This is a genomic window from Marmoricola endophyticus, assembly GCF_014644415.1.
GTDB lineage: Bacteria > Actinomycetota > Actinomycetes > Propionibacteriales > Nocardioidaceae > Marmoricola > Marmoricola endophyticus.
The window spans coordinates 2,268,244-2,290,461 of the sequence record NZ_BMKQ01000001.1; the positions used below are offsets into that span (position 1 = coordinate 2,268,244).

General features: G+C 73.1%; 23 protein-coding genes. 11 read left to right on the forward strand and 12 right to left on the reverse strand.

The window, feature by feature from the left end; all coding sequences use genetic code 11:
• The first annotated feature begins 6 nt into the window (after positions 1-6).
• On the forward strand, positions 7-1,083 hold the full coding sequence (locus IEX42_RS11110) for a hypothetical protein (protein ID WP_188779823.1): 1,077 nt from the start codon (positions 7-9) through the stop codon (positions 1,081-1,083).
• 88 nt (positions 1,084-1,171) lie between these two features.
• On the forward strand, positions 1,172-2,395 hold the full coding sequence (locus IEX42_RS11115; RefSeq protein WP_188779824.1) for a hypothetical protein: 1,224 nt from the start codon (positions 1,172-1,174) through the stop codon (positions 2,393-2,395).
• A gap of 4 nt (positions 2,396-2,399) precedes the next feature.
• On the opposite strand, the gene IEX42_RS11120 is transcribed toward IEX42_RS11115, so the two are convergent.
• The gene (locus IEX42_RS11120; RefSeq protein ID WP_188779825.1) at positions 2,400-3,083 is read right to left on the reverse strand and encodes an EcsC family protein; all 684 of its coding nucleotides are present in this window, start codon (positions 3,081-3,083) and stop codon (positions 2,400-2,402) included.
• Positions 3,084-3,130: 47 nt separating this feature from the next.
• On the opposite strand from IEX42_RS11120, the gene aat reads away from it, so the two are divergent.
• Complete coding sequence (gene aat, locus IEX42_RS11125; protein WP_188779826.1) at positions 3,131-3,826, forward strand: leucyl/phenylalanyl-tRNA--protein transferase; 696 nt, start codon at positions 3,131-3,133, stop codon at positions 3,824-3,826.
• Here the strand turns inward: aat and IEX42_RS11130 are convergent.
• Genes IEX42_RS11130 through IEX42_RS11140 form a run of 3 tightly spaced genes read right to left on the reverse strand, consistent with a single transcriptional unit; the run spans position 3,810 to position 5,565 of the window.
• Entirely contained in the window at positions 3,810-4,343 is a 534-nt protein-coding gene (locus IEX42_RS11130) for a hypothetical protein (RefSeq protein ID WP_188779827.1), read from the reverse strand. The genes aat and IEX42_RS11130 overlap by 17 nt on opposite strands.
• Positions 4,340-4,684: a rhodanese-like domain-containing protein gene (locus IEX42_RS11135; RefSeq protein ID WP_188779828.1), complete on the reverse strand. Its 345-nt coding sequence runs from the start codon at positions 4,682-4,684 to the stop codon at positions 4,340-4,342. Before IEX42_RS11135 ends, IEX42_RS11130 begins: the two co-directional genes overlap by 4 nt.
• 14 nt (positions 4,685-4,698) lie before the next feature.
• Positions 4,699-5,565, reverse strand: a complete 867-nt coding sequence (locus IEX42_RS11140; RefSeq protein ID WP_188779829.1) for an Fpg/Nei family DNA glycosylase — start codon at positions 5,563-5,565, stop codon at positions 4,699-4,701.
• Between the two features lie 72 nt (positions 5,566-5,637).
• On the opposite strand from IEX42_RS11140, the gene IEX42_RS11145 reads away from it, so the two are divergent.
• Positions 5,638-6,072: a hypothetical protein gene (locus tag IEX42_RS11145; protein WP_188779830.1), complete on the forward strand. Its 435-nt coding sequence runs from the start codon at positions 5,638-5,640 to the stop codon at positions 6,070-6,072.
• Between the two features lie 160 nt (positions 6,073-6,232).
• Here IEX42_RS11145 and IEX42_RS11150 read toward each other — a convergent pair whose 3' ends face one another.
• A complete protein-coding gene (locus tag IEX42_RS11150) occupies positions 6,233-8,146 on the reverse strand; it encodes a M3 family metallopeptidase (protein WP_188779831.1) in 1,914 nt (637 codons plus the stop codon).
• A gap of 88 nt (positions 8,147-8,234) precedes the next feature.
• Between IEX42_RS11150 and IEX42_RS11155 the strand changes: the two genes are divergently transcribed.
• Positions 8,235-9,599: an MFS transporter gene (locus IEX42_RS11155; protein WP_188779832.1), complete on the forward strand. Its 1,365-nt coding sequence runs from the start codon at positions 8,235-8,237 to the stop codon at positions 9,597-9,599.
• Here IEX42_RS11155 and IEX42_RS11160 read toward each other — a convergent pair.
• The gene (locus IEX42_RS11160) at positions 9,586-10,191 is read right to left on the reverse strand and encodes a TetR/AcrR family transcriptional regulator (protein WP_188779833.1); all 606 of its coding nucleotides are present in this window, start codon (positions 10,189-10,191) and stop codon (positions 9,586-9,588) included. The two genes, IEX42_RS11155 and IEX42_RS11160, sit on opposite strands and share 14 nt — an antisense overlap.
• 4 nt (positions 10,192-10,195) lie before the next feature.
• Positions 10,196-10,591, reverse strand: a complete 396-nt coding sequence (locus IEX42_RS11165) for a hypothetical protein (RefSeq protein ID WP_188779834.1) — start codon at positions 10,589-10,591, stop codon at positions 10,196-10,198.
• 101 nt (positions 10,592-10,692) lie between these two features.
• Here IEX42_RS11165 and IEX42_RS11170 point away from each other — a divergent pair, with 101 nt between their 5' ends.
• Positions 10,693-12,033 (forward strand): esterase-like activity of phytase family protein, encoded by a 1,341-nt coding sequence (locus IEX42_RS11170; RefSeq protein WP_229660795.1) that lies wholly within the window; start codon positions 10,693-10,695, stop codon positions 12,031-12,033.
• Between the two features lie 12 nt (positions 12,034-12,045).
• Here IEX42_RS11170 and IEX42_RS11175 read toward each other — a convergent pair whose 3' ends face one another.
• Positions 12,046-12,921, reverse strand: coding sequence for an oxidoreductase (locus tag IEX42_RS11175; RefSeq protein ID WP_188779836.1), 876 nt, complete (start codon positions 12,919-12,921; stop codon positions 12,046-12,048).
• Positions 12,922-12,975: 54 nt separating this feature from the next.
• On the opposite strand from IEX42_RS11175, the gene IEX42_RS11180 reads away from it, so the two are divergent.
• From IEX42_RS11180 to IEX42_RS11190, 3 genes are all read left to right on the forward strand, one after another.
• Positions 12,976-13,878 carry a glycerophosphodiester phosphodiesterase family protein gene (locus tag IEX42_RS11180; protein WP_188779837.1) on the forward strand — a complete coding sequence of 301 codons (903 nt, stop codon included), beginning with the start codon at positions 12,976-12,978 and terminating at the stop codon, positions 13,876-13,878.
• Between the two features lie 141 nt (positions 13,879-14,019).
• Positions 14,020-14,487: an ATP-binding protein gene (locus IEX42_RS11185; protein ID WP_188779838.1), complete on the forward strand. Its 468-nt coding sequence runs from the start codon at positions 14,020-14,022 to the stop codon at positions 14,485-14,487.
• Positions 14,488-14,545: 58 nt separating this feature from the next.
• Positions 14,546-15,409, forward strand: a complete 864-nt coding sequence (locus IEX42_RS11190; RefSeq protein WP_188779839.1) for a DUF5926 family protein — start codon at positions 14,546-14,548, stop codon at positions 15,407-15,409.
• A gap of 47 nt (positions 15,410-15,456) precedes the next feature.
• Here IEX42_RS11190 and IEX42_RS11195 read toward each other — a convergent pair whose 3' ends face one another.
• The 3 genes from IEX42_RS11195 to IEX42_RS11205 form a co-directional block, all read right to left on the reverse strand.
• Positions 15,457-16,686 carry an arginine deiminase gene (locus IEX42_RS11195; protein ID WP_188779840.1) on the reverse strand — a complete coding sequence of 410 codons (1,230 nt, stop codon included), beginning with the start codon at positions 16,684-16,686 and terminating at the stop codon, positions 15,457-15,459.
• Between the two features lie 71 nt (positions 16,687-16,757).
• On the reverse strand, positions 16,758-17,348 hold the full coding sequence (locus IEX42_RS11200; protein WP_188779841.1) for a TMEM165/GDT1 family protein: 591 nt from the start codon (positions 17,346-17,348) through the stop codon (positions 16,758-16,760).
• Between the two features lie 29 nt (positions 17,349-17,377).
• Positions 17,378-18,226 carry a prephenate dehydratase gene (locus IEX42_RS11205; RefSeq protein WP_188781083.1) on the reverse strand — a complete coding sequence of 283 codons (849 nt, stop codon included), beginning with the start codon at positions 18,224-18,226 and terminating at the stop codon, positions 17,378-17,380.
• Positions 18,227-18,370: 144 nt separating this feature from the next.
• Here IEX42_RS11205 and IEX42_RS11210 point away from each other — a divergent pair, with 144 nt between their 5' ends.
• Together IEX42_RS11210 and IEX42_RS11215 are read left to right on the forward strand one after the other, a co-directional pair.
• Complete coding sequence (locus IEX42_RS11210) at positions 18,371-19,678, forward strand: hypothetical protein (RefSeq protein WP_188779842.1); 1,308 nt, start codon at positions 18,371-18,373, stop codon at positions 19,676-19,678.
• A gap of 63 nt (positions 19,679-19,741) precedes the next feature.
• Positions 19,742-20,497, forward strand: a complete 756-nt coding sequence (locus IEX42_RS11215; RefSeq protein ID WP_229660796.1) for an MgtC/SapB family protein — start codon at positions 19,742-19,744, stop codon at positions 20,495-20,497.
• 24 nt (positions 20,498-20,521) lie between these two features.
• Here the strand turns inward: IEX42_RS11215 and IEX42_RS11220 are convergent, their stop codons facing one another.
• Positions 20,522-22,183 (reverse strand): bifunctional phosphatase PAP2/diacylglycerol kinase family protein, encoded by a 1,662-nt coding sequence (locus tag IEX42_RS11220; RefSeq protein ID WP_229660797.1) that lies wholly within the window; start codon positions 22,181-22,183, stop codon positions 20,522-20,524.
• Positions 22,184-22,218 lie beyond the last annotated feature (35 nt).

The following is a 22,218-nucleotide window of genomic DNA, read 5'->3' on the forward strand; positions in this document are numbered from 1 at the left end:
GGCGCCATGACGCGGCGGGTGTTCGTGCACGTGGGCGCACCGAAGACGGGGACGACGTACCTCCAGGCGACGATGGCGGCCAACCGGTCGTTGCTGGCCGGCCACGGCGTCACCTACCCCTCGACCAGCATCTCCGGCAACCACTTCGACGCCGCCATCGACCTCATCGACCACCGCTGGGGCGGGCGGCTGGAGCAGGCGCGGGGTCACTGGGACCGGCTCGCCGGGGCGGCGACCAAGACACCGGGCGACGCGGTCATCAGCCACGAGGTGCTCGCGGCCGCCACCGCCGAGCAGGCCTCGAAGGCGCGGGGGCTGCTCGCCGACCGGGAGGTGCACATCGTCTACACCGCCCGCGACCTCGCCCGGCAGATCCCGGCGGAGTGGCAGGAGACGGTCAAGCACCGCGGTCGTCAGCAGTTCCGGCGGTTCGTGGCCGACCTCGCCAAGGACAACCGCACGCACCCGAGCGGCTGGTTCTGGAAGGTGCAGGGTCTGCCGGCGGTCCTGGAGCGATGGGGTGACGACCTGCCGCGCGAGCACGTCCACCTGATCACGGTCCCGGCCGCCGGCAGCCCGCCCGACGTCCTCTGGGACCGCTTCGCCAGCGTCGTCGGACTCCCGGCCGACCTCGACCTCGAGGCGGCCGAGCGCTCGGCCAACGCCTCGCTCGGGACCGCCGAGACGGCGCTGATGCGGCACCTGAACATCGCGCTCAAGGGTCGGTCGATCCCGCAGCCGGTCTACGCCACGACGGTGCGCGAGCTGCTCGCCCGCGACGTCCTCGGGCCGCGGAAGGGGACGCTGCGCGCCACGGTGCCGCCCCGCTTCCGGTCGTTCGTCGAGGAGGTCACCACGCAGTGGCGGGACTGGATCGCCGCGTCCGGCATCGACGTCGTCGGCGACGTCGACGAGCTCACGCCGCAGTGGGACGACCCCGTCGACTGGGTCGACCCGGACAAGCCGCCCGCCGAGGACGTCCTGGACTCGGCCGTCCAGTCGATCGCCAAGCTGGTCGAGCTCGAGGCCGACCGGTACCGCTCCTCGACCCCGCGCAAGCTGAGGCGACGCCTGGGGCTCTGACGCCGCCGTCGTCCCGCGTGCCGCCACGGTCCGCAGGCCCACGTACGCTCGGGCGGGACCGGCACCGCCGCACGCGAGGAGGGACGACGTGGCACGCACCGTGCTGCTGCACGTCGGGGTGCCGAAGACGGGCACGTCGTACGTCCAGGACCGGCTGTTCCGCAACCCCGAGGCGCTGGCCGCGCACGGGCTGGCCTACCCGGCGGACCGGCACGACGCGCACTTCCTCGCCGCGGTCGACCTCACCGGGCTGCGCTGGGGTGGGCTGGAGACCCAGGCGGTCGGTGCGTGGGACCGGCTCGTCGAGCAGGTCCGCGCGGCTCCGGGCACGGCGGTGATCAGCCACGAGGTCTTCGGCCAGGCCTCGCGGGCCGACGTCGCCCGGGCGATGGAGGACCTCGGCGCAAACGCGGGCGTCGAGGTGCACGTCGTCGTCTCCGCCCGCGACCTCGTGCGGCAGGTGCCCGCGGAGTGGCAGGAGAACGTCAAGCACCGTCGCCGCGTGGGCTTCGAGGAGTTCCTCGCCACGATCCGCGACCCCGACGACACCAGCATCCTGTCCCGGTGGTTCTGGTCGGTGCAGGACGTCCCCGACGTGCTCGACCGGTGGGGCGGCACCCTGCCCCGCTCCCACGTCCACGTGGTCACGGTCCCGCAGCCGGGCGGGTCTCCGGAGGTGCTCTGGGAACGGTTCGCCCAGGTCCTCGGCATCCCCCCGGCCGCGCTCCCGGAGAGCACCGACCGGGCGAACGCCTCGCTGGGCGTCGCCGAGGCCGAGCTCGTACGACGCCTCAACGTGCAGCTGCGCCACGTGCTCCCCAACGAGCGCTACCGCGAGCTCGTCCGCGAGCGGCTGGTGCACCAGGGCCTCGCGCGCGAGTCCCGCTCGCCGCGGCTGACGCTGCCGCCCGCGCAGGCCGCGTGGGCCGCCGACCTCGGTCGGGAGTGGGCGGCGACGATCGCCGAGAAGGGCTACGACGTCGTCGGCGACCTCGCCGACCTGGACGCCGGCGAGCCGGACGTCACCTGGGGACCGGGACAGGACCCGGACCACCCCGACGAGGCGCAGGTCGCCGACGCGGGCGTCCACGCGCTGGCGGCGATGGTGATCGAGGCAGCGCGGCTGCGCGACGTCGAGGACGGGCTGCACGCGATGATCGAGGACCGCGACCGGGAGATCGCCGACTACCACGCCACGCTGGGCTTCCGGGCGCGGCACGGGGTGGTCAGGGTGGCCGAGGAGAACGCCGCCGTCCGCGGCGTGCTCAACGGGTGGCGTCGGGTGCGCGGGGCCGTGCGCCGGGGCGCCTGAGGACTCAGGCCTTCTTCGGGCGGGGGAGGAGCTCGCGCTGGACGTAGCGCCCCAGCTTCCAGGTCGAGTACGCGTCCGTACCGGCACCGATCGCGCCGCCGACGAGGGGCACCCGCTTGCCGGCCGTGACCGCGATGCGCTTGCCGGCCACGCGCGCGATCATCGCGGAGGCGACCTGGGTGGCGATCACGCGGTCGATCCGGTCGTCGTGGACGGGCGCGGTCGCGACGGCCATCGGCGTCCCGGGGATCTCGTGCTTCTTCAGCAGGGCGGCGATCGTCTCCTCGCCGAGGATGCCGAGCAGGATGGCGTTGCGCACCCGCGGGTCGTCGAGGTCGTACCCGCGCAGGTGTGCGACGGCGGCGACCATCCGGCACTGCAGCAGGGTCAGGCCGGTGACGTTGGTGGGGACGGTGACCGCGAGCGTGACCAGGCCGCCGAGGTTGGTGGCGAAGCCCTGCAGGCCCGACCAGCGGACGTGATTCTCGATGATCTCGTGGACCGCTTTCTCCGCGTCGCCGTGCTGCTCCTTCAGCTGGGCCTCGGCGGCGGCCGCCGCACCCGGGAGGGGGCCGACGCCCTCGATCGCGCGCTTGAGCGCCTCACGCACGAACGTCGTCGTGACCTTCGGCGCCGCGCCGGCGGCCTTCGGTGCGAGGCGGCGGCCGATGTTCCCAGAGATGCCCATGCGCCGATCCTACGGAGCCTCCTGCGCCACGGTGCTTGGATGGGGCGGTGCCGACCGACCCGCCGTCGCGATGGCAGTTCCCCGACCTCGCGGACCCCGACCTCGACGCGCGCACCGACGACCTGATCGCGGTCGGGGCGGACCTCGAGCCGGGCACGCTGCTGGAGGCGTACCGCTCCGGGCTGTTCCCGATGCCGGAGGGCCGCGGCTCGCGACGGCTCGGGTGGTGGAGCCCGGTCGAGCGGGGCGTGCTGCCGCTGGACGGGCTGCGGGTGTCGCGGTCGCTGCGGCAGGCGAGCAAGCACGTCGAGATCCGCGTGGACACCGCCTTCGCCGACGTCGTGCACGCCTGTGCGGACCCGCGTCGTACGGGCAGCTGGATCGACGCCCGGATCGAGGCGGCGTACGCCCGGCTGCACGAGCTCGGCCGCGCCCACAGCGTCGAGACCTGGCGCGACGGGGAGCTCGTCGGTGGCCTGTACGGCGTCAGCATCGGCGGGCTGTTCGCCGGCGAGTCGATGTTCCACCGCGTGCGCGACGCCTCGAAGGTCGTGCTCGTCGCCCTGGTCGAGATCCTGCGCGACGAGCACGCCGGGAGCCGGCTGCTGGACGTGCAGTGGCGCACCGACCACCTGGCCTCGCTCGGCGTCGTGGAGATCCCGCGCGCCGACTACCTGCGCCGGCTGGCGGTGGCGCTCGAGCTGCCGGAGCCGGCCGGCCTGCGGGTCACTCCTGGTCGGTGAGCGCGACTCCGGCGTCGGCGGCCGTCCGCTCCAGCGCGGTCGCCAGCGCGGCGCGCTCCGGTGCGTGTCCCAGCAGCAGGACGCGGTAGCGGCGCTCGTCCTTGCCGTGCAGCGCCCACCCGACCAGCGCCGAGCCGTGGTTGGTCGTCCGGAGCCGTTCGACCGAGGCGATGTCCCGCCACGCGAGGGTGACCGCACTGCGCTTGTCGCCCACGACGACCCCGCGCTCGTGCACGCACGTGGTCGGGGCGCCGACGACCACGCCGCGAAGCGCGCGTCCGAAGGGCACGAACGTCACGAACAGCGCCAGCAGCGCGACGAGCCTCAGCGCGTCGGGAGCACCCTGCGTACGCACCAGCGTCGCGAGCACGATGGCGAACGCGATCGCCACCACCACGCCGACGAACGTCCACGCGGCCCGGTGCAGCGGCGGCGGCCCCTGGTCGACCGCCTCCAGCCGTCCCAGGCGTGCCTGGTCGGCTGCCGCCACCAGCCGGCGCGGGGGAGTCGCCGTCATACGACCTGCGCGGGCGCGCCGGACTCGCTGACCATCGGCCTCCCGGCGGCCTCCCACTCGAGCATCCCGCCGTCGAGGTTGACCGCCTCGACGCCGTTCTGCTGCAGGTAGCCGGTGGCCTGGGCGGACCGGCCGCCGACCTTGCACACCACGAGCACCTGCGCGCCGGCGGCGCGCTCGGCGAGGTCATCGAGACGCTGTGGCACCTCCGCGAGCGGGACGTGGACGGCGCCGTCGACGTGCCCCGCCTCCCACTCGGCGTCCTCGCGGACGTCCAGGACGGTCAGCCCCTCGGGCAGCGGGTCGGGCACGCCGGCGACGGCGACGGTCGGGATCTGCACTGTTCTCCTCGGGGTCACTTCAAGAACTTGGACGTACGACGGTCGGCCAACGGCTTCCCGCCGGTCTGACAGGTGGCGCAGTAGTCGAGGAAGGTGTCGGCGAAGGAGACCTCGCGCACGACGTCGCCGCACACCGGGCAGGTCGCGCCCACCTTGCCGTGCACCTTCAGGTTGGTCTTCTTCTCACCCTTGAGCTCGGCGGCGGCGAGACCCGACGAGCGCTCGACCGCCGCGGTCAGCTCGGAGCGGATCGCCGCGTAGAGCGTGCCCAGCTCCTCCTCGCTCACCGACGACGCCGGCTTGAACGGCGACATCCTCGCGGTGTGCAGGATCTCGTCGGAGTACGCGTTGCCGATCCCGGCGATCGTCCCCTGGTGGCGCAGCACCCCCTTGAGCTGGGCGCGGCCGGCGCGGTCGAGGATCTCGCGGAGCACCTCGGGCGTGAAGTCCTCGTCGAGCGGGTCCGGCCCGAGGCTGGCGAGGCCGGGCACGTCCTGCGGGTCGCGCACGACGTACATCGCGAGGCTCTTCTTCGTCCCGGCCTCCGTGATGTCGAGTCCGGAGCCGTCGTCGAGGTGGACCCGCGCGGCCATCGGCGACTTGTTGCTGGGCTTCGGCGGCGCGGCGGGCACCTCGTCGCGCCAGCGCACCCAGCCGGCCCGGGCCAGGTGCAGCACGAGGTGGGTCCCGGAGACGTCGACGTCGAGGAACTTCCCGTGCCGGCTCACCCCGTCCACGATCATCCCGTTCAGGCTGGACAGCGGCGGGTCGAAGGTCTTCAGCGCGCTGAACGCCGCGACGTCGACCCGCGTGATCGCGCGACCGGTCAGCCGCCGCCCCAGGTCCTGGGCCAGCGCCTCGACCTCGGGCAGCTCCGGCACGGGGACGAGGCTACCGGCGACCGCACGCTCCCGTGGCGTGTGCGAGAACTGCCCGCTCGGCACACTGGAGACGTGCTGATCACGAACCACGTCCTGTCCGGCGCCCTGGTCGGCGCCGCGTCCCCCGGTCCGGCCAGCGCGCTCGGCGCCGGGGTCGCCTCCCACTTCGCCCTCGACTCCGTGCCGCACTGGGGCGAGGGCGTCATCGAGGACTTCATGCACGTCGCGGTCACCGACGGGCTGGTCGGGCTGGCCGCGATCGCCGTGGTCGCCGCACGTACCCCCCGTCGACACCGGCTGCGGGTGCTCGCGGGCATCACCGGCGCCTGCCTGCCCGACCTGGACAAGCCGGGCCGGGTGTTCTTCGGCCGCTCGCCCTTCCCGGCCGCCGTCGACGCCTTCCACGTACGGATCCAGCGCGAGTCGTCGCGCCGGATGCCGCAGGAGGTGCTCGTCGCACTGACCCAGGCGGCGGTGCTGGCGGTGCTGGCGCGCCGCTCCCGTTGAGTGGTGCCCCCTGCCGGCTCGAGTAGTCAGACCTGCAGGGTCGAGTGGTCAGCTCTGCAGGATCGAGTGGTCAGTTGTGCCGGTCGCCGCGGTCGCCCACCTGCAGAAGGCGCAACTCGGCCCTGCCGAAGGCACCACTCGACCCTGCAGGGGGCACCACTCAACGCGCAGGTCGGTCCAGCCAGGCGGTGAACGCCTCGGTGTCGTACGGCCGCCCGAGGAAGTCCTCGACGAGGTCGGCGGCGTCCTTCGACCCGCCGGGGACGAGGACGGTGTCGCGGTAGCGGTGGGCCACCTCGGGGGCGAACAGGTCGCCGGCGTCGAACGCCGAGAACATGTCCTTCGCGATCACCAGGCTCCACATGTAGGTGTAGTACGCCGACGTGTAGCCCGCCAGGTGCCCGAAGCCGGCGTAGAAGTGCGACTCGGGGATCGGCCGGACCAGCGAGTACGTGTCGTACAGCGCGAACATCGCCGCCGTCAGGTCGCGCGGGCGCTCCTCGTGCAGGCGGTACGACAGCGCCGCGTAGAACATCTGCGTGCGCGCCTGCACCCCCTTGCCGAACTCGTCGGCCGCGCGCATGGCCTCGACCAGCGCGGCGGGGATCGGCTCACCCGCCTCGTCGGTCGCGAAGGTCTGCAGGACCTCGGTGCTCCACGCCCACTCCTCGAGCATCTGCGAGGGCGCCTCGACGAAGTCCCACTCGGTCGCCACGCCGGAGAACCGCACCCACGAGTGGTGCCCGGCCAGCACGTGGTGCAGCAGGTGCCCGAACTCGTGGAACAGTGTCACCACCTCGTCGTGGTCCATCAGCCCGCGCGGGAAGTTGCAGACCAGCACGCCCTCGGGCAGCTGCCGGCCGGCGACGCCCGGGACGAGGTCGAACTGCGCGGCGTGGTTGTACTTCCCCTCGCGCGTGTGCAGGTCGAGGTGGATCCGGCCGAGGTGCGCGCCGTCGGCGACCACGTCGTACGTCGACACGTCCTCGTGCCAGGTGCGCGCCTCGCCGCGGTCGACGGGGACGTAGTCCAGCCCGAACAGCCGCCCGGTCACCGCCAGCAGCCCGTCGTGGACGCGCCCGAAGTCGAGGTACCGGCGCACCTGCTGGGCGTCGACGTCGTACTGCTCGCGACGCACGGTCTCGGAGTAGTAGCGGCTGTTGGAGATGTCGATCTGCTCGACACCGTCCTGCGCGGCCCGCTCGCGCAGCACCGCGACGTCGCGCTCGCCGGCGTCGAGGGACTGCGCCGCGATCCGGTCCACGAACGCGGCGATCGCCTCGCCCGTGCCGATCATCTTGGTCTCGGCGTCGTAGTCGGGGAAGCCGGCGTAGCCCAGCAGCGTCGCCTTCTCGTGGCGGGTGTCGAGCAGGTCCAGCAGCACCTGGTCGTTGGCCGGGTGGGCGAGGTCGTAGTACGTCGCCGCCACCGCGTGCCGGGCCTCGGGGTCGCTGCAGTAGGCGAGGAAGGGGTGGGTGTCGGGGTACTCCGTCGAGATCGTCACCTGCCCGTCGGCGTCGACCGGGTGGTCGGCGACGAAGTCGTCGGGGAGACCGTCCAGCGCGTCGGCCGGCACCCGGGTCGTACGACGTCCGTCGCGGATGTGCCGCGAGAACGCCTGCTCCAGGTCCGTCAGCCGCTGGTCGAGGGCGCGCACCCGCTCGCGCACGTCGTCGTCCCGGTCGACACCGGACCGGCGGAAGTCGCGCAGCGCGTCCGCCAGCACCCGGCGCCCGCCCTCGTCGAGCACCGACGGGTCGACCGCGTCCAGCCGCGCGAAGACCTCCGCGTCGAGGAACAGGTCGGTGCTGAACGCCCGCGCCTCGACCTCGATCCGCTCGGCCTGCTCCACCACGCTCGGGTCGGGGTGGACCGAGGACAGCAGCGAGCAGACCGCGAACGCGTTGCCGAGCGCGATCATCGCGTCGTTCCACACCTCGAGCGCGACCGCGTCGTCCGCCGCCTCCTTGAGCGCTCCGACCTGGGTCCCGGCCAGCCGGAGCTCCCCGCCGGCACGGTCGGCGAGCCAGCTCGCCCAGTCGTCGGTCGGCAGGGCGAGGGGTTCCAGCGGCATGGCCTCACCCTAGGCGCGGGCAACGACGCGCACCGAGCCGACGAATCGCCTTGACCTCGACCGCGCTCGAAGTCCTAGCGTGCTCGACATGACCGCGACCCAGGAGGAGACGCAGCCGACGACGCCGCTGCTGGCGCCCCGCTACCGCTGGAGCACGATCGGAGCGGTCGGGCTGGTGTTCCTCGCGGCGTTCGAGTCGCTCGCGGTGACCACGGTGATGCCGGAGGTCACCCGGGCGCTGGACGGCCAGGCGTACTTCTCCGTAGCGTTCTCGCTCACCTTGGCCGCCGGGGTGCTCGGCACCGTTGCGGCGGGGCTGTGGGCGGACGGGCGCGGGCCTCGGCGACCGCTCGTCGCCGCGGTCGGTCTCTTCGCGCTCGGTCTGCTGCTGGCCGGCCTGGCACCGACCATCGAGGTCTTCGTGGCCGCCCGCTTCCTGCAGGGTCTCGGCGCGGGTGGTCTGACCGTGAGCCTGTACGTCCTCGTCGCGCGGTTGTACGACGCCCGCGACCACCCGCGCATCCTCGGCGCGTTCTCCGCGGCATGGGTGGTGCCCTCGCTCGTCGGTCCGACCGTGGCCGGCGCGGTCGGCCAGGCCTTCGGCTGGCGCTGGGTGTTCCTCGGGGTGCTGGTGCTCGCCGCGCTGGCGTCCGCGACGATCGCCCCGGCCCTCCGGCGGGTCGCCGACTCGGAGAACCGACCGGTCGCCGGCGCCGGGCGGCGGCTGCGGCTGGCCGCGCTCGTCGCCGCCGGCGTGGTCGTGGTCGACCTCGGCGGCCGGGGCTCGGGCCCTGTCGCGGCGCTCGCCGCGTTGGCCGGGCTCGCCGTCACGCTGGTCGCGCTGCGCCCGCTGCTGCCCGCGGGCACCCTCGTCGTACGACGCGGCCTGCCCGCGGTGATCGCGCTGCGCGGCCTGGTGGCGGGGGCGTTCTTCGCCTCGGAGATCTACCTGCCGTACCTCCTGCAGAGCCACTACAACCTGCCGCCGTGGCTGTCGGGGGTGACGCTGACGTTCACCGCTTTCGCCTGGGCGGGGGCGTCCCAGGTGCAGGCGCGGCTCGGCGACCGGCTGCCGCACGAGCGCGCCCTGCGCATCGGGTCGGTGCTGCTGCTGATCGGGGTGCTCGGCGTGCTCGCGGTCGCGGCGCTGCACCTCCCGGTGCTGGTGATGGTGCTCGTCTGGTCCTTCGCCGGGGCGGGGATGGGCCTGTTGTACGCCCGCATCGCCGCCCTCGTGCTGGCCGCGTCCGCACCGCAGCAGCAGGGCGAGAACTCCGCCGCCATGGCGATCGGCGACTCGGTCGGTGCAGCGGTCGGGATCGCGATGGCCGGGCTGACCTTCGGTGTGGCCGGAGGTGCCGAGCACCGCGTCGCCTTCGTCGCCGTGCTCGTCCTGACGGCGCTCGTCGCCGCTGCGACCACGGTCGTGGCCCGGCGGGTCAGCGCTCGCTGACCAGCCCGCCGAGGACGACGTCGGCCACGACCTCCGCGAAGGCGTCGCCCGCGACCTCGGGATGGGCGTCGAGGTGGGCCATCATGGCGTCGACGGCGCCCTGGAAGGCGAGCACCGCGGCGCGCGGGTCGATCGACGCCCGGAGGTCACCCTCGGACTGGCCGCGGCGGACGATCGCCTCCTGGGCGAGGTAGACCGGCTCGAAGTCCGCCGCCGTGAACCGCAGCGCGCCCTCGCCGGTGCGCATCGTGCGCACGATCTCCTCGAGCACGGCTCGCTCGGCGCGGTGGGTCGAGCGCAGGGCGGCGTTGGCTCGCACGGCGTCGCGCAGCACCGCGGGTGCGGGGGCGTCCAGGTCCATCCGTGACCCGGCGGCGGCCTGGAGGACGTCGAGGAGGTGCCGCGCGGTGACCTCGAGCAGGTCGTCGAGGTCGGCGAAGTAGTGCCACAGCAAGCCCTTGGACAGGCCCGCCTCACGGGCGATCGCGGCGGCCGTGGTGCCGGCGTACCCGGCCTCGTCGACGACCCGCACCGCTGCCTCGACGAGCTGCGCCCGGCGTTGCTCCGGGCTGAGTCGTCGGCGGGCGGTCACGGACCTAGTCTGGCCGACCCGCTCGGCCGAGCGCGGCGCGGACGCCGAGGAGCGTCCACGCCATCAGGACGACGACCAGGACGCTGACCAGGCGCAGCCACACGGGGAAGAGGCCGGGCAGGACCGCTTCCACGAGGTTCGCGACGGCGAGCACCGCGGCGATCACCCCGACGGCGGCGAGCGCCCGGCCGCTGCCCCGGCGAGCCGCCCGCAGCCGCAGCGGCAGGAGCGCGGCGAGGACCACCACGATGACGGCGTGCACCCATGCGTCGGTCGTGGCCTGCGCGGAGCCGAGCGCCGTCAGCAGGGCCAGCGCGAGGACCGTGGCCACGGCCACGACGACGTACGCGCGCACGGGCCGCTCGATCGCGGCGAGTGCGGACGGTGCTGTGTTGACCATGTGGTCAATAGTATTGACCGACTAGTCAACAGGCAAGGTCCGGCCGAAGCGTTCACCTCACGGTCACCGGGCGGCCACGGCGCCGCGTGAGGCTGCTCGCCGTGCAGAAGACCTCCCGCGCGGCGCTGGGCGCCCTCGCCCTGACCCTCACGACCGGAGCGCTGGCCGGCCCGGCCCTCGCCGACGACCACGGGGACGGGAGCGTCGTCCGCGTCTACGCCCCCCACGTGAGGCCGCTGGCCACGATCGGCGGCACGCGGGTCGAGGGCGGTGCCTACGGCTCGTCGTTCGTGGCGAAGCCCGGCCGCTCCGACCGCTTCTACGGCCTGACCGACCGCGGCCCCAACGTCGACGGCCCGGACGGCACGAAGATCGAGCCGCTCCCGGACTTCCAGCCCGCGATCGGCGAGTTCCGGCTGAAGGACGGCAAGGCCAGGCTCGTACGACGCATCGGCCTCGCAGCCGCGGACGGGACGCCGTACAACGGACGCACGAACCCGGCCAACCCGACGAACGAGACGATCACCGACCTCGACGGCACCGTGCTGCCCCCGAGCCCGGAGGGGTACGACCCCGAGGGCCTGGCCGCGATGCCGGACGGGACGTTCTGGGTCTCCGACGAGTACGGCCCCTTCATCACGCACGTCGACCGGCGCGGCCGTGCGATCGCCCGGCTCAGCCCGACCGACGGGTCGCTGCCGCGCGAGCTCGCCGAGCGCGAGCCGAACAAGGGCATGGAGGGTCTCACCGTGACCCCCGACGGCCGCACGCTCGTGGGGATCATGCAGGCCGGGCTGAACGCCCCCGACGGCCCGAAGTCGAAGAACCTGTCCGCGCTGCGGATCGTCACCGTCGACCTGCGCACCCGCGCCACGAAGGAGTACGTCTACACGCTGCACACCGACGGCGACCCGACCACCGGGGTCTCCGAGATCAGCGCGCTGGACGACCACCGCTTCCTCGTCGACGAGCGCGACGGCAAGGCGGAGCCGGGGGCGAACAAGTTGCTGTACGAGATCGACCTGCGCGGCGCCACCGACATCGGCCCGCACTCACCCGTGCCGGGCTCGTCGTACGACCCCGCGCGCGGCGGGCTGCTCGTCGGCGGGGAGAACGTGGAGGACATCGCCGGGCACAGCGACACCGCCGACACGGTGGCCAACCTGGCCGACGCCGGGATCACCCCGGTGTCCTCCTCGGTGTTCCTCGACGTCGCCGGGCTGGTGAGCAGCATCGACCCGCGCGGCTACTTCTTCGGCCACGACAAGATCGAGGGCGTCGCGGTGCTCGACCGCGGCAAGCGCCTGCTGATCAGCAACGACAACGACTTCGGCATCGCCGGGGTGAGGGAGCAGCAGCCGCCGTACACGCTCGAGCCCAAGCTGCTCCCGAACGGTCGGCAGGACGACGGCGAGCTGCTCGAGGTCCGCACCGGACGCTGACGCGCCGGCCGCTCAGAAGGGGAACGAGACCCCGGTCTTCGCCTCGGAGAGCTCCCAGAGCCGGCGCGCGGCCTCGGGGTCCTGCGCCGGCCCCGACCGGGCGACCGGCCCGGGCGCGCCGCGCGTCCCACCGAGCGCGGTCGGACCCATGAACGTGTCCGTGGGGACGTCGCCGGTGAGCGCCGCCAGCGTCGGTCGGGCACCCTGCGCGGCACTGGTCGCGACGACCTTGTTGCCGATCCACATGCCCAGCCGTGCGAGCGGGTTGCCGTGGTGACTCTGCAGGTTGGTCGCGGAGTAGCCGGGGTGGGCGGCCGTGGCCAGGACGTCCCGTCCGGCGCCGCCCAGCCGACGGGCGAGCTCGCCGGTGAACAGCAGGTTGGCCAGCTTCGAGCGCTGGTAGGCCCGCGACGGGTTGTAGCGAGGCAGGTCGAGGTGCTCGTCGTCGGAGAGATCCATCGGCGGACCCTGGTGCAGCAGCGAGGAGACGGTGACCACGCGGCCGGTGACGTGCGGCAGCAGCAGGTTCGTCAGCGCGAAGTGGCCGAGGTGGTTGGTCCCGAGCTGCCGCTCGAACCCGTCGGCGGTGTAGCCGTGGGGGACCATCATGATCCCGGCGTTGTTGACCAGCCCGTCGACCGGCCGGTCCCACGACTCGGCGAACCTCCGCACCGAGGAGAGGTCGGCGAGGTCGAGCTCGGCGACCTCGCTGGAGCCCTCGAGCCCGGCCGCCGCCCGCTCGCCCTTGGCGGTGTCGCGGACCGCCAGCACCACATGGCCGCCGGCGGCGGCCAGGGACCGGGCGGTCTCCAGCCCGAGCCCGGAGTTGGCGCCGGTGACGACGAAGGTCCGGCCGGACTGGTCGAGGAGAGCGGTGGGACGGCTCATGGCGCCAACGTAGCGTCGTACGCCGCAGCCACCCCACGTGGAAGGATGCGACGCATGCCAGCCCGGCGCTCTCGACGGCGGTCCGGCGAGTCGCCCGCGCTCCCCGACGGACGCCCCGCGGTCGTCGCGCACCGCGGGTCCAGCGAGCTCAAGGCCGAGCACACGCTCGGTGCGTACGTCGCCGCGCTCGAGGAGGGCGCCGACGCGCTCGAGTGCGACGTACGACTGACCGCCGACGGCCACCTGATCTGCGCCCACGACCGGGACCTGCGGCGTACGGGCAGCAGCGACGGACTCATCTCCACGACCGACCTGGCCAGCCTCGACCAGCTCGACTTCGCGCGCTGGAAGGAGGACCCGCTGCCCGCGTCGCAGCGCGGGCCCTGGCAGCCGCCGCCGCACGGCGGGGTGGAGCTGGCCCGGCTCGACGAGGAGCAGGACGACCTGGACAAGGTGCTGCCGCTGCGCCGGCTGCTGGAGACCGTCGCCGACTACCCCCGGCGGGTGGAGCTGGCGATCGAGACCAAGCACCCCACCCGCTTCGGCGGGCTGGTCGAGAAGCGGCTGGTCGACCTGCTCGACGACTTCGGCTGGGCCGGCGTGGACTCCCCGGTGCGGGTGATGAGCTTCTCGTGGGTGGCGCTGCGCCGGGTCGAGCGGCTCGCGCCCGACCTCGACGTGGTGTTCCTCCTGGACTCCCCGGGGGAGTGGTACCGCGCCCGACCCCTCGCCGGCCGGCACTGGATCGCCGGGCCGGGGATCAAGGTGCTCCGCAAGCACCCCGACGCCGTACGCCGGATCGGCCGCAGTGCGCGCCTGCACTGCTGGGTCGTGAACACCGAGGAGGACGTCGAGCTGTGCGCCGACCTCGGGGTCGAGGCACTCATCTCGGACCGGCCGGGACAGATCCTGCGGTACCTCGAGCGCGACGGTGCCGGCCCGGCGCCCGGCCCGTGAGCCGTGGTCGAGGGTGCCGCGAGACGACGGGGTGGGCTACGTTTGAACCCGTGCGCCGGCGGGTAGGTGCATGGTCTGAACCCCCCGTACCGCGCAGCCCCGTACGCCAGGGCCGGACCGGTGAGCCCGAGAGGAGTCGGTGTGGCGACCACTGTGCCTCGCGGCCAGCCCAGTGCTGAGCCGTCGATCGCCCTGACGCTCCCGTTCACCCCGCGCAGCGCCTCGGTCGCGCGCGAGCACCTCGAGGAGTTCCTCCACGCCCTCGGGCTGTCCGAGGACTTCGTCGACGACTCCCGCCTGGTGATCTCCGAGCTGGTCGGCAACGCCGTGCGCCACGCCCGACCCCTGGGCGACGGAACGATGCGCATCGGCTTCGAGTGGCTCGGCGAGGGCGCCGACGGTGCCGCCGTCGACCTCTTCGTCACCGACGGCGGCTCGGTGACCGTGCCGCACCACGTGGTCAACGAGTCCGCCGACGCCTTCGGCCGTGGGCTCACCCTGGTCGAGGCGCTGGCCGCCCGCTGGTGGTACGAGAGCGACGAGCAGCCCGAGCCGTACGGCACGGTCCACGCCGTCATCGCGCCGGGCCAGGTCGCGCGCACGGCCTGAGACGACTGCCGTACGACCTGCGGTACGACGGCTGCGGACGGCTCACTAGCCTGGCGTCATGGGCAAGAAGGCACGTCAGCGCAACCGGCTCGAGCGCAAGCTCCACGGCGAGAAGGAGATGCCGGCGTTCGTCCGGCGGCCGTTCGAGGGACTACCCGGCGAGTGCGACCTGGTCGCGCTGCGCGAGTTCGTGCCGGCGGCCACGGCCGACGTACCCCTCAAGGAGGGTGGTCGCTCCGTCCGCCTCTGCTCGCTGCTGCCCGGCGCGGCCCCTGCGCTGGTGCGCGAGAACGGCGACGTGTGGGTGGGGCTGCAGGTCCAGCACTCCTACCGCGACCCCAGCCGTGACCTCGCCGCGGCGCTCGAGGCGGCCCTCGCGGCCGCGCCCGGTGACGACGTCGTCCTCGTGCGCGACCCCGGTGACGGCCCGCGCCTGCAGGACCTGCTCGGCGACTCGATCGACCTCGAGGTCCACGACGGCTTCGACTACTGGCTGGCCGACAACGAGGACGCGGAGTCGTACGCCGCCGCCCTGGAGCGTGCCAACGAGGCGATCGCGCCGACGCTGCGGCTGACCTCGGTCGAGGCGGCGTACTGGGCCGAGGAGAGCGGGTCGAGGGAGTACCTCCGCTGGGTGATGCCGTACGACGAGGACGTCCTGCTCGACGCGCTGGCCCGGCTGCACGCCGCCGAGAAGGACGTGCTGGTGCCCGGGGCCAGGCTGGTCGGCATGTTCCGCGCCCACGGGCTGCTGGTCCCCGTGTGGGACCTGCCCGCCGGCACCGGTGCCGAGGCGCTCGAGGAGCCGGCGGCGGCGTACCTCCCGGCGCTGGAGGCGGCCATGGCCGGCCCCGAGCCGCTCACCACCGCCGAGCGCTCGGCCCGCGCCAGCCTCGCCGGTCGACAGCTGACGCTGCGGTAGTCCCCTTCACGTCGAGTGGTGCGATTCGACGCTGCAGGGGGCGCAGCTCAGCGCTGCGGGTCCTCGCGGCTGATCGGGCACGACATGCACCGCGGGCCGCCGCGGCCGGAGCCGAGCTCGGAGCCGGCGATCGCGACGACCTCGATGCCGGCGTCCTCGAGCCGGGCGTTGGTCTCGACGTTGCGCTCGTAGCCGACGGCCACCCGCGGCGCGATGGCCAGCGTGTTGTTGCCGTCGTCCCACTGCTCGCGCTCGGCGGTGACCGGGTCCAGGCCGGTCTCGATCTGGTGCAGCCGGTCGATGCCCATCGCCGCGGCCGCCGCCTCGAGGAACGGCGCCGAGGCGGAGACATCGAGGACCAGGTCGGGGTCGGAGGTGGGGGCCCCGCTGGCGGTGACGGTGTACGCCTGCAGCGAGTCGGCGACGTTGGGGTAGATCACCATCTTGTCGACGTCGACCAGGGTGCAGATCGTGTCCAGGTGCATGGTGGCGCGCTCCTGGGCGATCGGCACGGCCAGCACGGTGTGCGCGAGCTCGTGGCGGAACACCTGACGGGCCAGGCGCTCGGCGCCGGCGGGCGTCGTACGCTCCCCGACGCCGACGGCGATGACGCCCGGCGCGAGCAGCAGCACGTCGCCACCCTCGACGTGCTCGAAGTGCGAGCCGTGGATCCGCTCGGTGCCGGCGAAGCGCGGGTGCCGGGCGTAGATCAGCTCGGTCAGCTCGGTCTCGCGCTTGCGGGCCGGCATCGCCAAGGAGGTGATCGCGACGCGGTCGCGCACCCAGACGCTGGAGTCCCGGGTGAACAGCAGGTTCGGCAGCGGCTCGATGAGGAAGTCGTCGGGTGCGAGCAGCGAGGTCACCAGCCCGAACCCGCCGCGCACCTCGTCGTTGCGGATGCCGGCCGTCAGGTGCCGGGTCAGGTCCTCGGGCGACGCCTCACCGAGGAAGCCGGAGAGGTAGCCGCGCATCGTGTCGCCGAGGTCCAGCCCCGCCAGCGCCTCGCCGACGGCGTGCGCACGCGCCTCGGCGATGCCGAGCGTCTCGGTGAGCAGCTCGGTGAGGTAGAGGACCTCGACGTCCCGCTCGCGCAGGGCATCGGCGAACCGGTCGTGCTCCTCCTGCGCCCGCGCCACCCACGGGATCCCGTCGAAGAGCAGCGTGTCGTTGTTTCGGGGGGTCAGCCGGGTCAGCTCCGGGCCGGGCCGGTGCAGCATCACCGTGCGCAGCCGGCCGACCTCGCTGGACGCGCCGAGGGGAGCGGGGTTCTGGGCCATGCCCGCACCCTATGAGACCGGCTCGCCGGGTACGTCGCGCGCTCTTGGCCGGCGCGTGGCCCGGGTACGGCTCAGGCGATCAGCTCGACGGCGGTGAACACCGCCAGCGCCAGGCAGACGACCGCGCCGACGTAGTGCACCAGCGAGAGCCGGACGTGGCGCAGCAGCACGCGCCCGACCACGATCGCCAGTCCGGAGACGACCAGCAGGGCCGCCCAGGCGCCGATGAACACGGCGACCGGGTCGTCGTAGCGTCCGACGAGGCTGATCGTCAGCAGCTGGGAGAGGTCGCCCCACTCGGCGGCGAAGAGCACGAGGAACGACGCGCCGACGGCGGCCAGACCCTGCTTGGTGTCGGTGCCCTCGTAGTCCTTCTCGGTCTCCGCGGCGTCGGCCTTCGGCGCCTCGCGGAACAGCAGGACGGCGCCGGCCAGGAAGATCACCAGCGCGACGGCCTGCACGATCTGCTCGGGCAGGAAGGTGACGGCCTTGCCGACCGTGACCGCCAGCAGCGTCTGGATGAGGAAGGCGAGGCCGACCCCGATCCACACCGCGAGCGGTCGGTAGCGCGTCGAGAGCACGAGCGCGGCGATGAACGTCTTGTCCGGGAGCTCGACGACGAAGATGGCGCCGAAGGCGATGGCGATGACGGCGAGGTCCACGGCACCAGGCTAGGCCGGGCCGCGGTCGGTCACTCCTGGGAGGCGCGGAACGGGTCGGCGGGGTAGACGCCGAGCATCGTGATGTCGGTGGTGAAGAAGGCCAGCTCCTCCAGCGCGCGGGACAGGCCGGGCTCGTCGGGGTGACCGTCCACCTCGGCGAGGAACTGGGTGCCGACGAACCGGCCGTCGACCATGTAGCTCTCCAGCTTGGTCATGTTGACGCCGTTGGTCGCGAACCCGCCGAGGGCCTTGTAGAGCGCGGCCGGCAGGTTGCGGACGTTGAACACGAACGACGTCACCGTCGGCCTGGCGCCGAGAGGGGCGGCGACGAGGTCGCGCGAGAGCACGACGAAGCGCGTGGTGTTGTGGTCCGCGTCCTCGACGTCCTCGCGGAGCACCTGCAGCCCGTAGATCCCGGCCGCCATCGGCGGGGAGATCGCGGCCAGCGTCGGGTCGCCGGCCTCGGCGACCTCGCGGGCGGCCCCGGCGGTGTCTCCCGAGATCACCGGCGTCAGGCCGAGCTCGCGGATCACGTTGCGGCACTGGCCCAGCGCGTGCACGTGGCTGTGCGCGGCGGTGATCTGCTCGATCCGCGCGCCCGGGACCGCCATCAGCGAGAACCGGATCCGCAGGAAGTGCTCGCCGACGATCCGCAGCGGGGAGGTGGGCAGGAAGTGGTGGATGTCGGCGACCCGGCCGGCGAGCGAGTTGTCGATCGGGATCATCGCCAGGTCCGCCTCGCCGCCCTCGACGGCGGCGAAGACGTCCTCGAACGAGGCGCAGGGGACCGACTCCCAGTCCGGGTAGTGCTCGGCACAGACCGTGTGGGAGTTCGAGCCCGGCTCTCCCTGGTAGGCGATCCGGTTCACCCGCCGCATGCTGTCACGCCGCTGCCGCAGCACCGCGCACTATCTCACCGCCACGATCCGCACAAGTCTGGTCTTCGTCAATCTTTTCTGGTCGGGTGTCCTCACCATTGGTCGAACTCTCGGCCTCCTCACCCACAGGAGGAAGTTCCTCAGATGCACCTGCCTCTCGCCACCCGGGCGGCCACCGCGGTCGCCGCCCTCTCGCTCAGCCTCGCCGGCGCCGTCACCGGCGCCGCCCAGGCCTCACCGTCCTCGCCGGGCGACTCCGGCCCGTCCGGCGTCGACCACTACGCGGCGAGCGCGGCCGCGGACCACTCCGCCTCCGCGGACCGCCTCGACGACATCCTCGCCAAGCTCCCGAAGGACTTCGCGCAGCGGCGCGACGCCGCTCGCGAGCGCTTCGGCATCGACCGCTCACCCGCGGAGCAGATCCTCGACGGCAAGGTCCAGCAGGCCGCCGGCGCGACCGAGGCCGATGCGATCGACCCGACGCAGTACCAGTGCGCGCCCACCAAGCTGGACGGCTACGTCGACTCGATCCTCGCCGACGTCGACCCCAACGACCTCTTCGTGCTGAGCCTGACCGGGGCGCTGGACGTGCCGACGTACGACGCGATCCTGTACGGCACCCCGACCGACGCCGACCACCAGCTGCTGCCCGCCTACAAGGCGCCGCTGACGTCGACCTTCGGCTACGCCCAGCGGTTCTGGGACGTCCGGCTCGACGACGTGCAGCTGATGGCGATGCACGGCGAGATGATGACCGACGTGAACCGGGTGGCCCGGGTCGTGGAGTACCTCTACGACGTCGGCCCGGCCGACGCCACCGACATCGCGAGCGACATCGTCGCGATCGTCAAGGGCGACAAGGCGCTCAAGAACGGGAAGAACCCGATCTTCACCCTCAACGCGTTCGCGTTCTCCGGCGAGGGCGAGACGGACCCGGTGATCCGGCGGCTGAAGGACAAGATGGTCTTCGGCGACGGGATCCTCTCCGCGCTGAAGTCGATCGGCCTGGGTGGCGCGAACGGCGTCGGCCCCAAGGCCGTGCTCGGCCACGAGATGTCGCACCACGTGCAGTACGAGGACGACCTCTTCGACTCCGAGCTCACCGGCGCGGAGGCCACCCGTCGTACCGAGCTGATGGCCGACGCGTTCGGGACGTACTTCGTGACCCACAAGAAGGGCCTCGGGCTCAACCCGAAGCAGGTGCTGGTCGCCGGGCAGTCGTTCTACGACGTCGGTGACTGCCAGTTCGACAGTCCGGGCCACCACGGCACGCCGAACCAGCGACGCGCGGCGTCGGCGTTCGGGGCGGCCCAGGTGGCGTACGCGAACAACCCGAACACGGTGATGCCCAGCCTGAAGCTGGACCGGGCCTTCGAGAAGGCGCTGCCGACCCTGACGGCGCCCGACGCACCGACCGCACCGCAGGCGTACGCCGCGACGGCGAAGCAGTAGCTCGCGCCGTAGCCGCCCACCCTCCTGCCCCGCGCTCGGTCGCGGGGCAGGAGAATGGCGCCCGTGACGACGTACGACGCCTGGGACCTGCTGACCGGTCCCGGTCAGGGCGTGCTCCAGGTCGGCGAGCTGGTCGCCGCCTTCGGTCTCTCCGCCCTGGTCGGCCTGGAGCGCGAGCTGCGCGGCAAGAGCGCCGGCCTGCGCACCCAGACGATCGTCGGGGTGTCGGCGGCGCTGATGATGCTGGTCAGCAAGTACGGCTTCGGCGACGTCCTCGGCGGCGACGTCGTCCTCGACCCCTCGCGCGTCGCCGCACAGATCGTCTCCGGGGTCGGCTTCCTCGGAGCCGGGCTGATCATCACCCGGCAGGGCGCGGTGCGAGGGCTGACGACCGCCGCAGCGGTCTGGGAGACCGCCGGGATCGGGATGGCCGCCGGGGCGGGCCTGGTCCTGCTGGCGGTGGTGGTCGTGGTGCTGCACTTCGCCGTCGTCCTCGGCCTCCCGCCGCTCCTCGCCCGGCTGCCCGGGCGGATACCCGGGTCGCAGCGCCTGCACGTGATGTACGTCGACGGGCACGGCGTGCTGCGCCAGGTGCTGACCGAGTGCGGCCGCCAGCACTGGACGGTCACCGGCCTGGCCGCCGACCCGCCCGGTGTCAGCGACATCACCGAGTCGATCAACGCCGTCGACCCCTCCGAGCCCGACCAGGTCGGCGTGGTCCTCACGCTGTCCGGGTCAGGGGTGCGCGACGCCGCCCGCGTCCTCGGCGTCCTCGACGGGGTCACCACCATCACCGTCCAGGACGAGGAGGCGGAGTAGCCGAGGAGGGCACCGCCGCCAGCCTCAGGCGCCGCCGGTGACCCGCTGCCGCAGGCGGGAGCGTTCCTTGTCGCGGGGGACCCGGACGAGCAGGCGGCCGGGGATGCACTCGGCGTACAGCTCCTTGCCGGGCTCGATCAGGTCGCCGTCGAGCTGCCGGGGGGAGTCCCCGGACGCGACGACCCGGACGGTGCGACCGCGCATCCGGGTGATGGTCTCGTCGGTGCGCTTGTTGCGGCTCAGCACGCGGACGGCCAGCGGCAGCCAGGACAGGAACCGCCGCGGGTTCAGGAGGACGACGTCCAGCTCGCCGTCGTCGATCTCGGCGTCGGGGATCAGCGGCATCCCTGCCTGCAGCGACCCGACGTTGCCGATCACGATGGTGCGCGCGCGGTGCTTGGTGGGCTCGGCGCCGTCGACGGAGATCTCCACCCGGACGGCGGGGAACATCAGCGACTTCAGCGCGGAGAGGACGTATGCCAGCCACCCCACCTTGGACTTGATGTCCTCGTTCACCCCCTCCATGATCGCCGCGTCGAAGCCCATCCCGGCCATCACGAGGAAGGTGCTGTCCTCCATCGCGTCGCCGCTGACCGAGACCATGTCGATGGCCCGGTCCTGGCCGGTCAGCGCGACGTCCACGGCGGCACGCAGGTAGAGCGGGAGCTCGAGGTTGCGCGCCAGCAGGTTGCCGGTGCCGGCGGGGACGATCCCGATCGGGATGCCGGTGCCGGCCAGCTCCTCGCAGACGGTGCGCACGGTGCCGTCGCCGCCGCAGGTGATCACCAGGTCGGCGCCACCGACCGCGGCCGCGTGGGCCTGGCTCACGCCAGGGTCCTGGACGGTGGTCTCGTACCACGTCGTCTGCTCCCAGCCGGCTTCCGCGGCCATCGCCTCGACCATCGCGCGGAAGGCGTCCGGGTCGTCGACCTTGGCGGGGTTGAGGACGACGGCGAGCTGCCTGGAGCTGGGGAAGACCGCGGGCATCGCCTCGACGCGCGGCGCGCTCGGTCGGGGGATGGGGTCGAGCAGCGCCACCGCGAAGGAGGCCACCGCGACGCCGAGCAGCCAGCCGGCGACGACGTCGGAGAGGTGGTGCACGCCGAGGAAGACCCTGTCGGCGGCGACGACCACGGCGACGGCGACGGCCACGGCGACGACGAGGCGGCGCAGGTTGCGGCGGCGGACCAGCATCCAGGCGAGGACCGCGGCGACCGATGCCGCCGCGGCGATCGCGGAGGCGTGCCCGGAGGGGAAGGAGTACGACGAGAGCCGGTGCAGCGGCTCGTCCCACTCGGGGCGGTCACGGCGGACGACCTGCTTGACGACCGTGGTGAGGACGCTGGTCGTCAGCATCACGATCACCGTCCACGCGGCGGCGCGGACGTGGTTGCGCATGTAGAGCAGCACCGCGGTGACGATCGTGTAGAGCGTCATCGGGATCAGGTCGAAGGCGTAGGACACCCCGAGCGTCAGGTGTCGCAGCCACTCGTGCTGGGCGGTCGTCTCCTGGGGCCACTGCCCGGTGGCCCGGTCGAGCTCGAGGACGGGCGACCAGCCCAGCCCGACGACCAGCCACACGAGGGCGAACCCGACGGCGGCCGTGGAGCCCCACAGCAGGGAGGTACGACGGCGCTGCACGCTCTCGCTGACGGGGGCGGTGGCGGACCCGGGTGGCTCGGTCACGGGCCGCCATCATGCCGCACGGGGTGCACCCGACC

What these genes read in the sequence shown, in the direction of transcription:
- IEX42_RS11165 (WP_188779834.1), bottom strand. Translation starts at nt 10,591, where the DNA reads ATGGTCAACACAGCACCGTCCGCACTCGCCGCGATCGAGCGGCCCGTG.
- IEX42_RS11120 (WP_188779825.1), bottom strand. Translation starts at nt 3,083, where the DNA reads ATGGGCATCTCTGGGAACATCGGCCGCCGCCTCGCACCGAAGGCCGCC.
- IEX42_RS11110 (WP_188779823.1), top strand. Translation starts at nt 7, where the DNA reads ATGACGCGGCGGGTGTTCGTGCACGTGGGCGCACCGAAGACGGGGACG.
- IEX42_RS11205 (WP_188781083.1), bottom strand. Translation starts at nt 18,226, where the DNA reads ATGCGGCGGGTGAACCGGATCGCCTACCAGGGAGAGCCGGGCTCGAAC.
- IEX42_RS11190 (WP_188779839.1), top strand. Translation starts at nt 14,546, where the DNA reads ATGGGCAAGAAGGCACGTCAGCGCAACCGGCTCGAGCGCAAGCTCCAC.
- IEX42_RS11150 (WP_188779831.1), bottom strand. Translation starts at nt 8,146, where the DNA reads ATGCCGCTGGAACCCCTCGCCCTGCCGACCGACGACTGGGCGAGCTGG.
- IEX42_RS11130 (WP_188779827.1), bottom strand. Translation starts at nt 4,343, where the DNA reads ATGACGGCGACTCCCCCGCGCCGGCTGGTGGCGGCAGCCGACCAGGCA.
- IEX42_RS11210 (WP_188779842.1), top strand. Translation starts at nt 18,371, where the DNA reads ATGCACCTGCCTCTCGCCACCCGGGCGGCCACCGCGGTCGCCGCCCTC.
- IEX42_RS11180 (WP_188779837.1), top strand. Translation starts at nt 12,976, where the DNA reads ATGCCAGCCCGGCGCTCTCGACGGCGGTCCGGCGAGTCGCCCGCGCTC.
- IEX42_RS11175 (WP_188779836.1), bottom strand. Translation starts at nt 12,921, where the DNA reads ATGAGCCGTCCCACCGCTCTCCTCGACCAGTCCGGCCGGACCTTCGTC.
- IEX42_RS11195 (WP_188779840.1), bottom strand. Translation starts at nt 16,686, where the DNA reads ATGGCCCAGAACCCCGCTCCCCTCGGCGCGTCCAGCGAGGTCGGCCGG.
- IEX42_RS11155 (WP_188779832.1), top strand. Translation starts at nt 8,235, where the DNA reads ATGACCGCGACCCAGGAGGAGACGCAGCCGACGACGCCGCTGCTGGCG.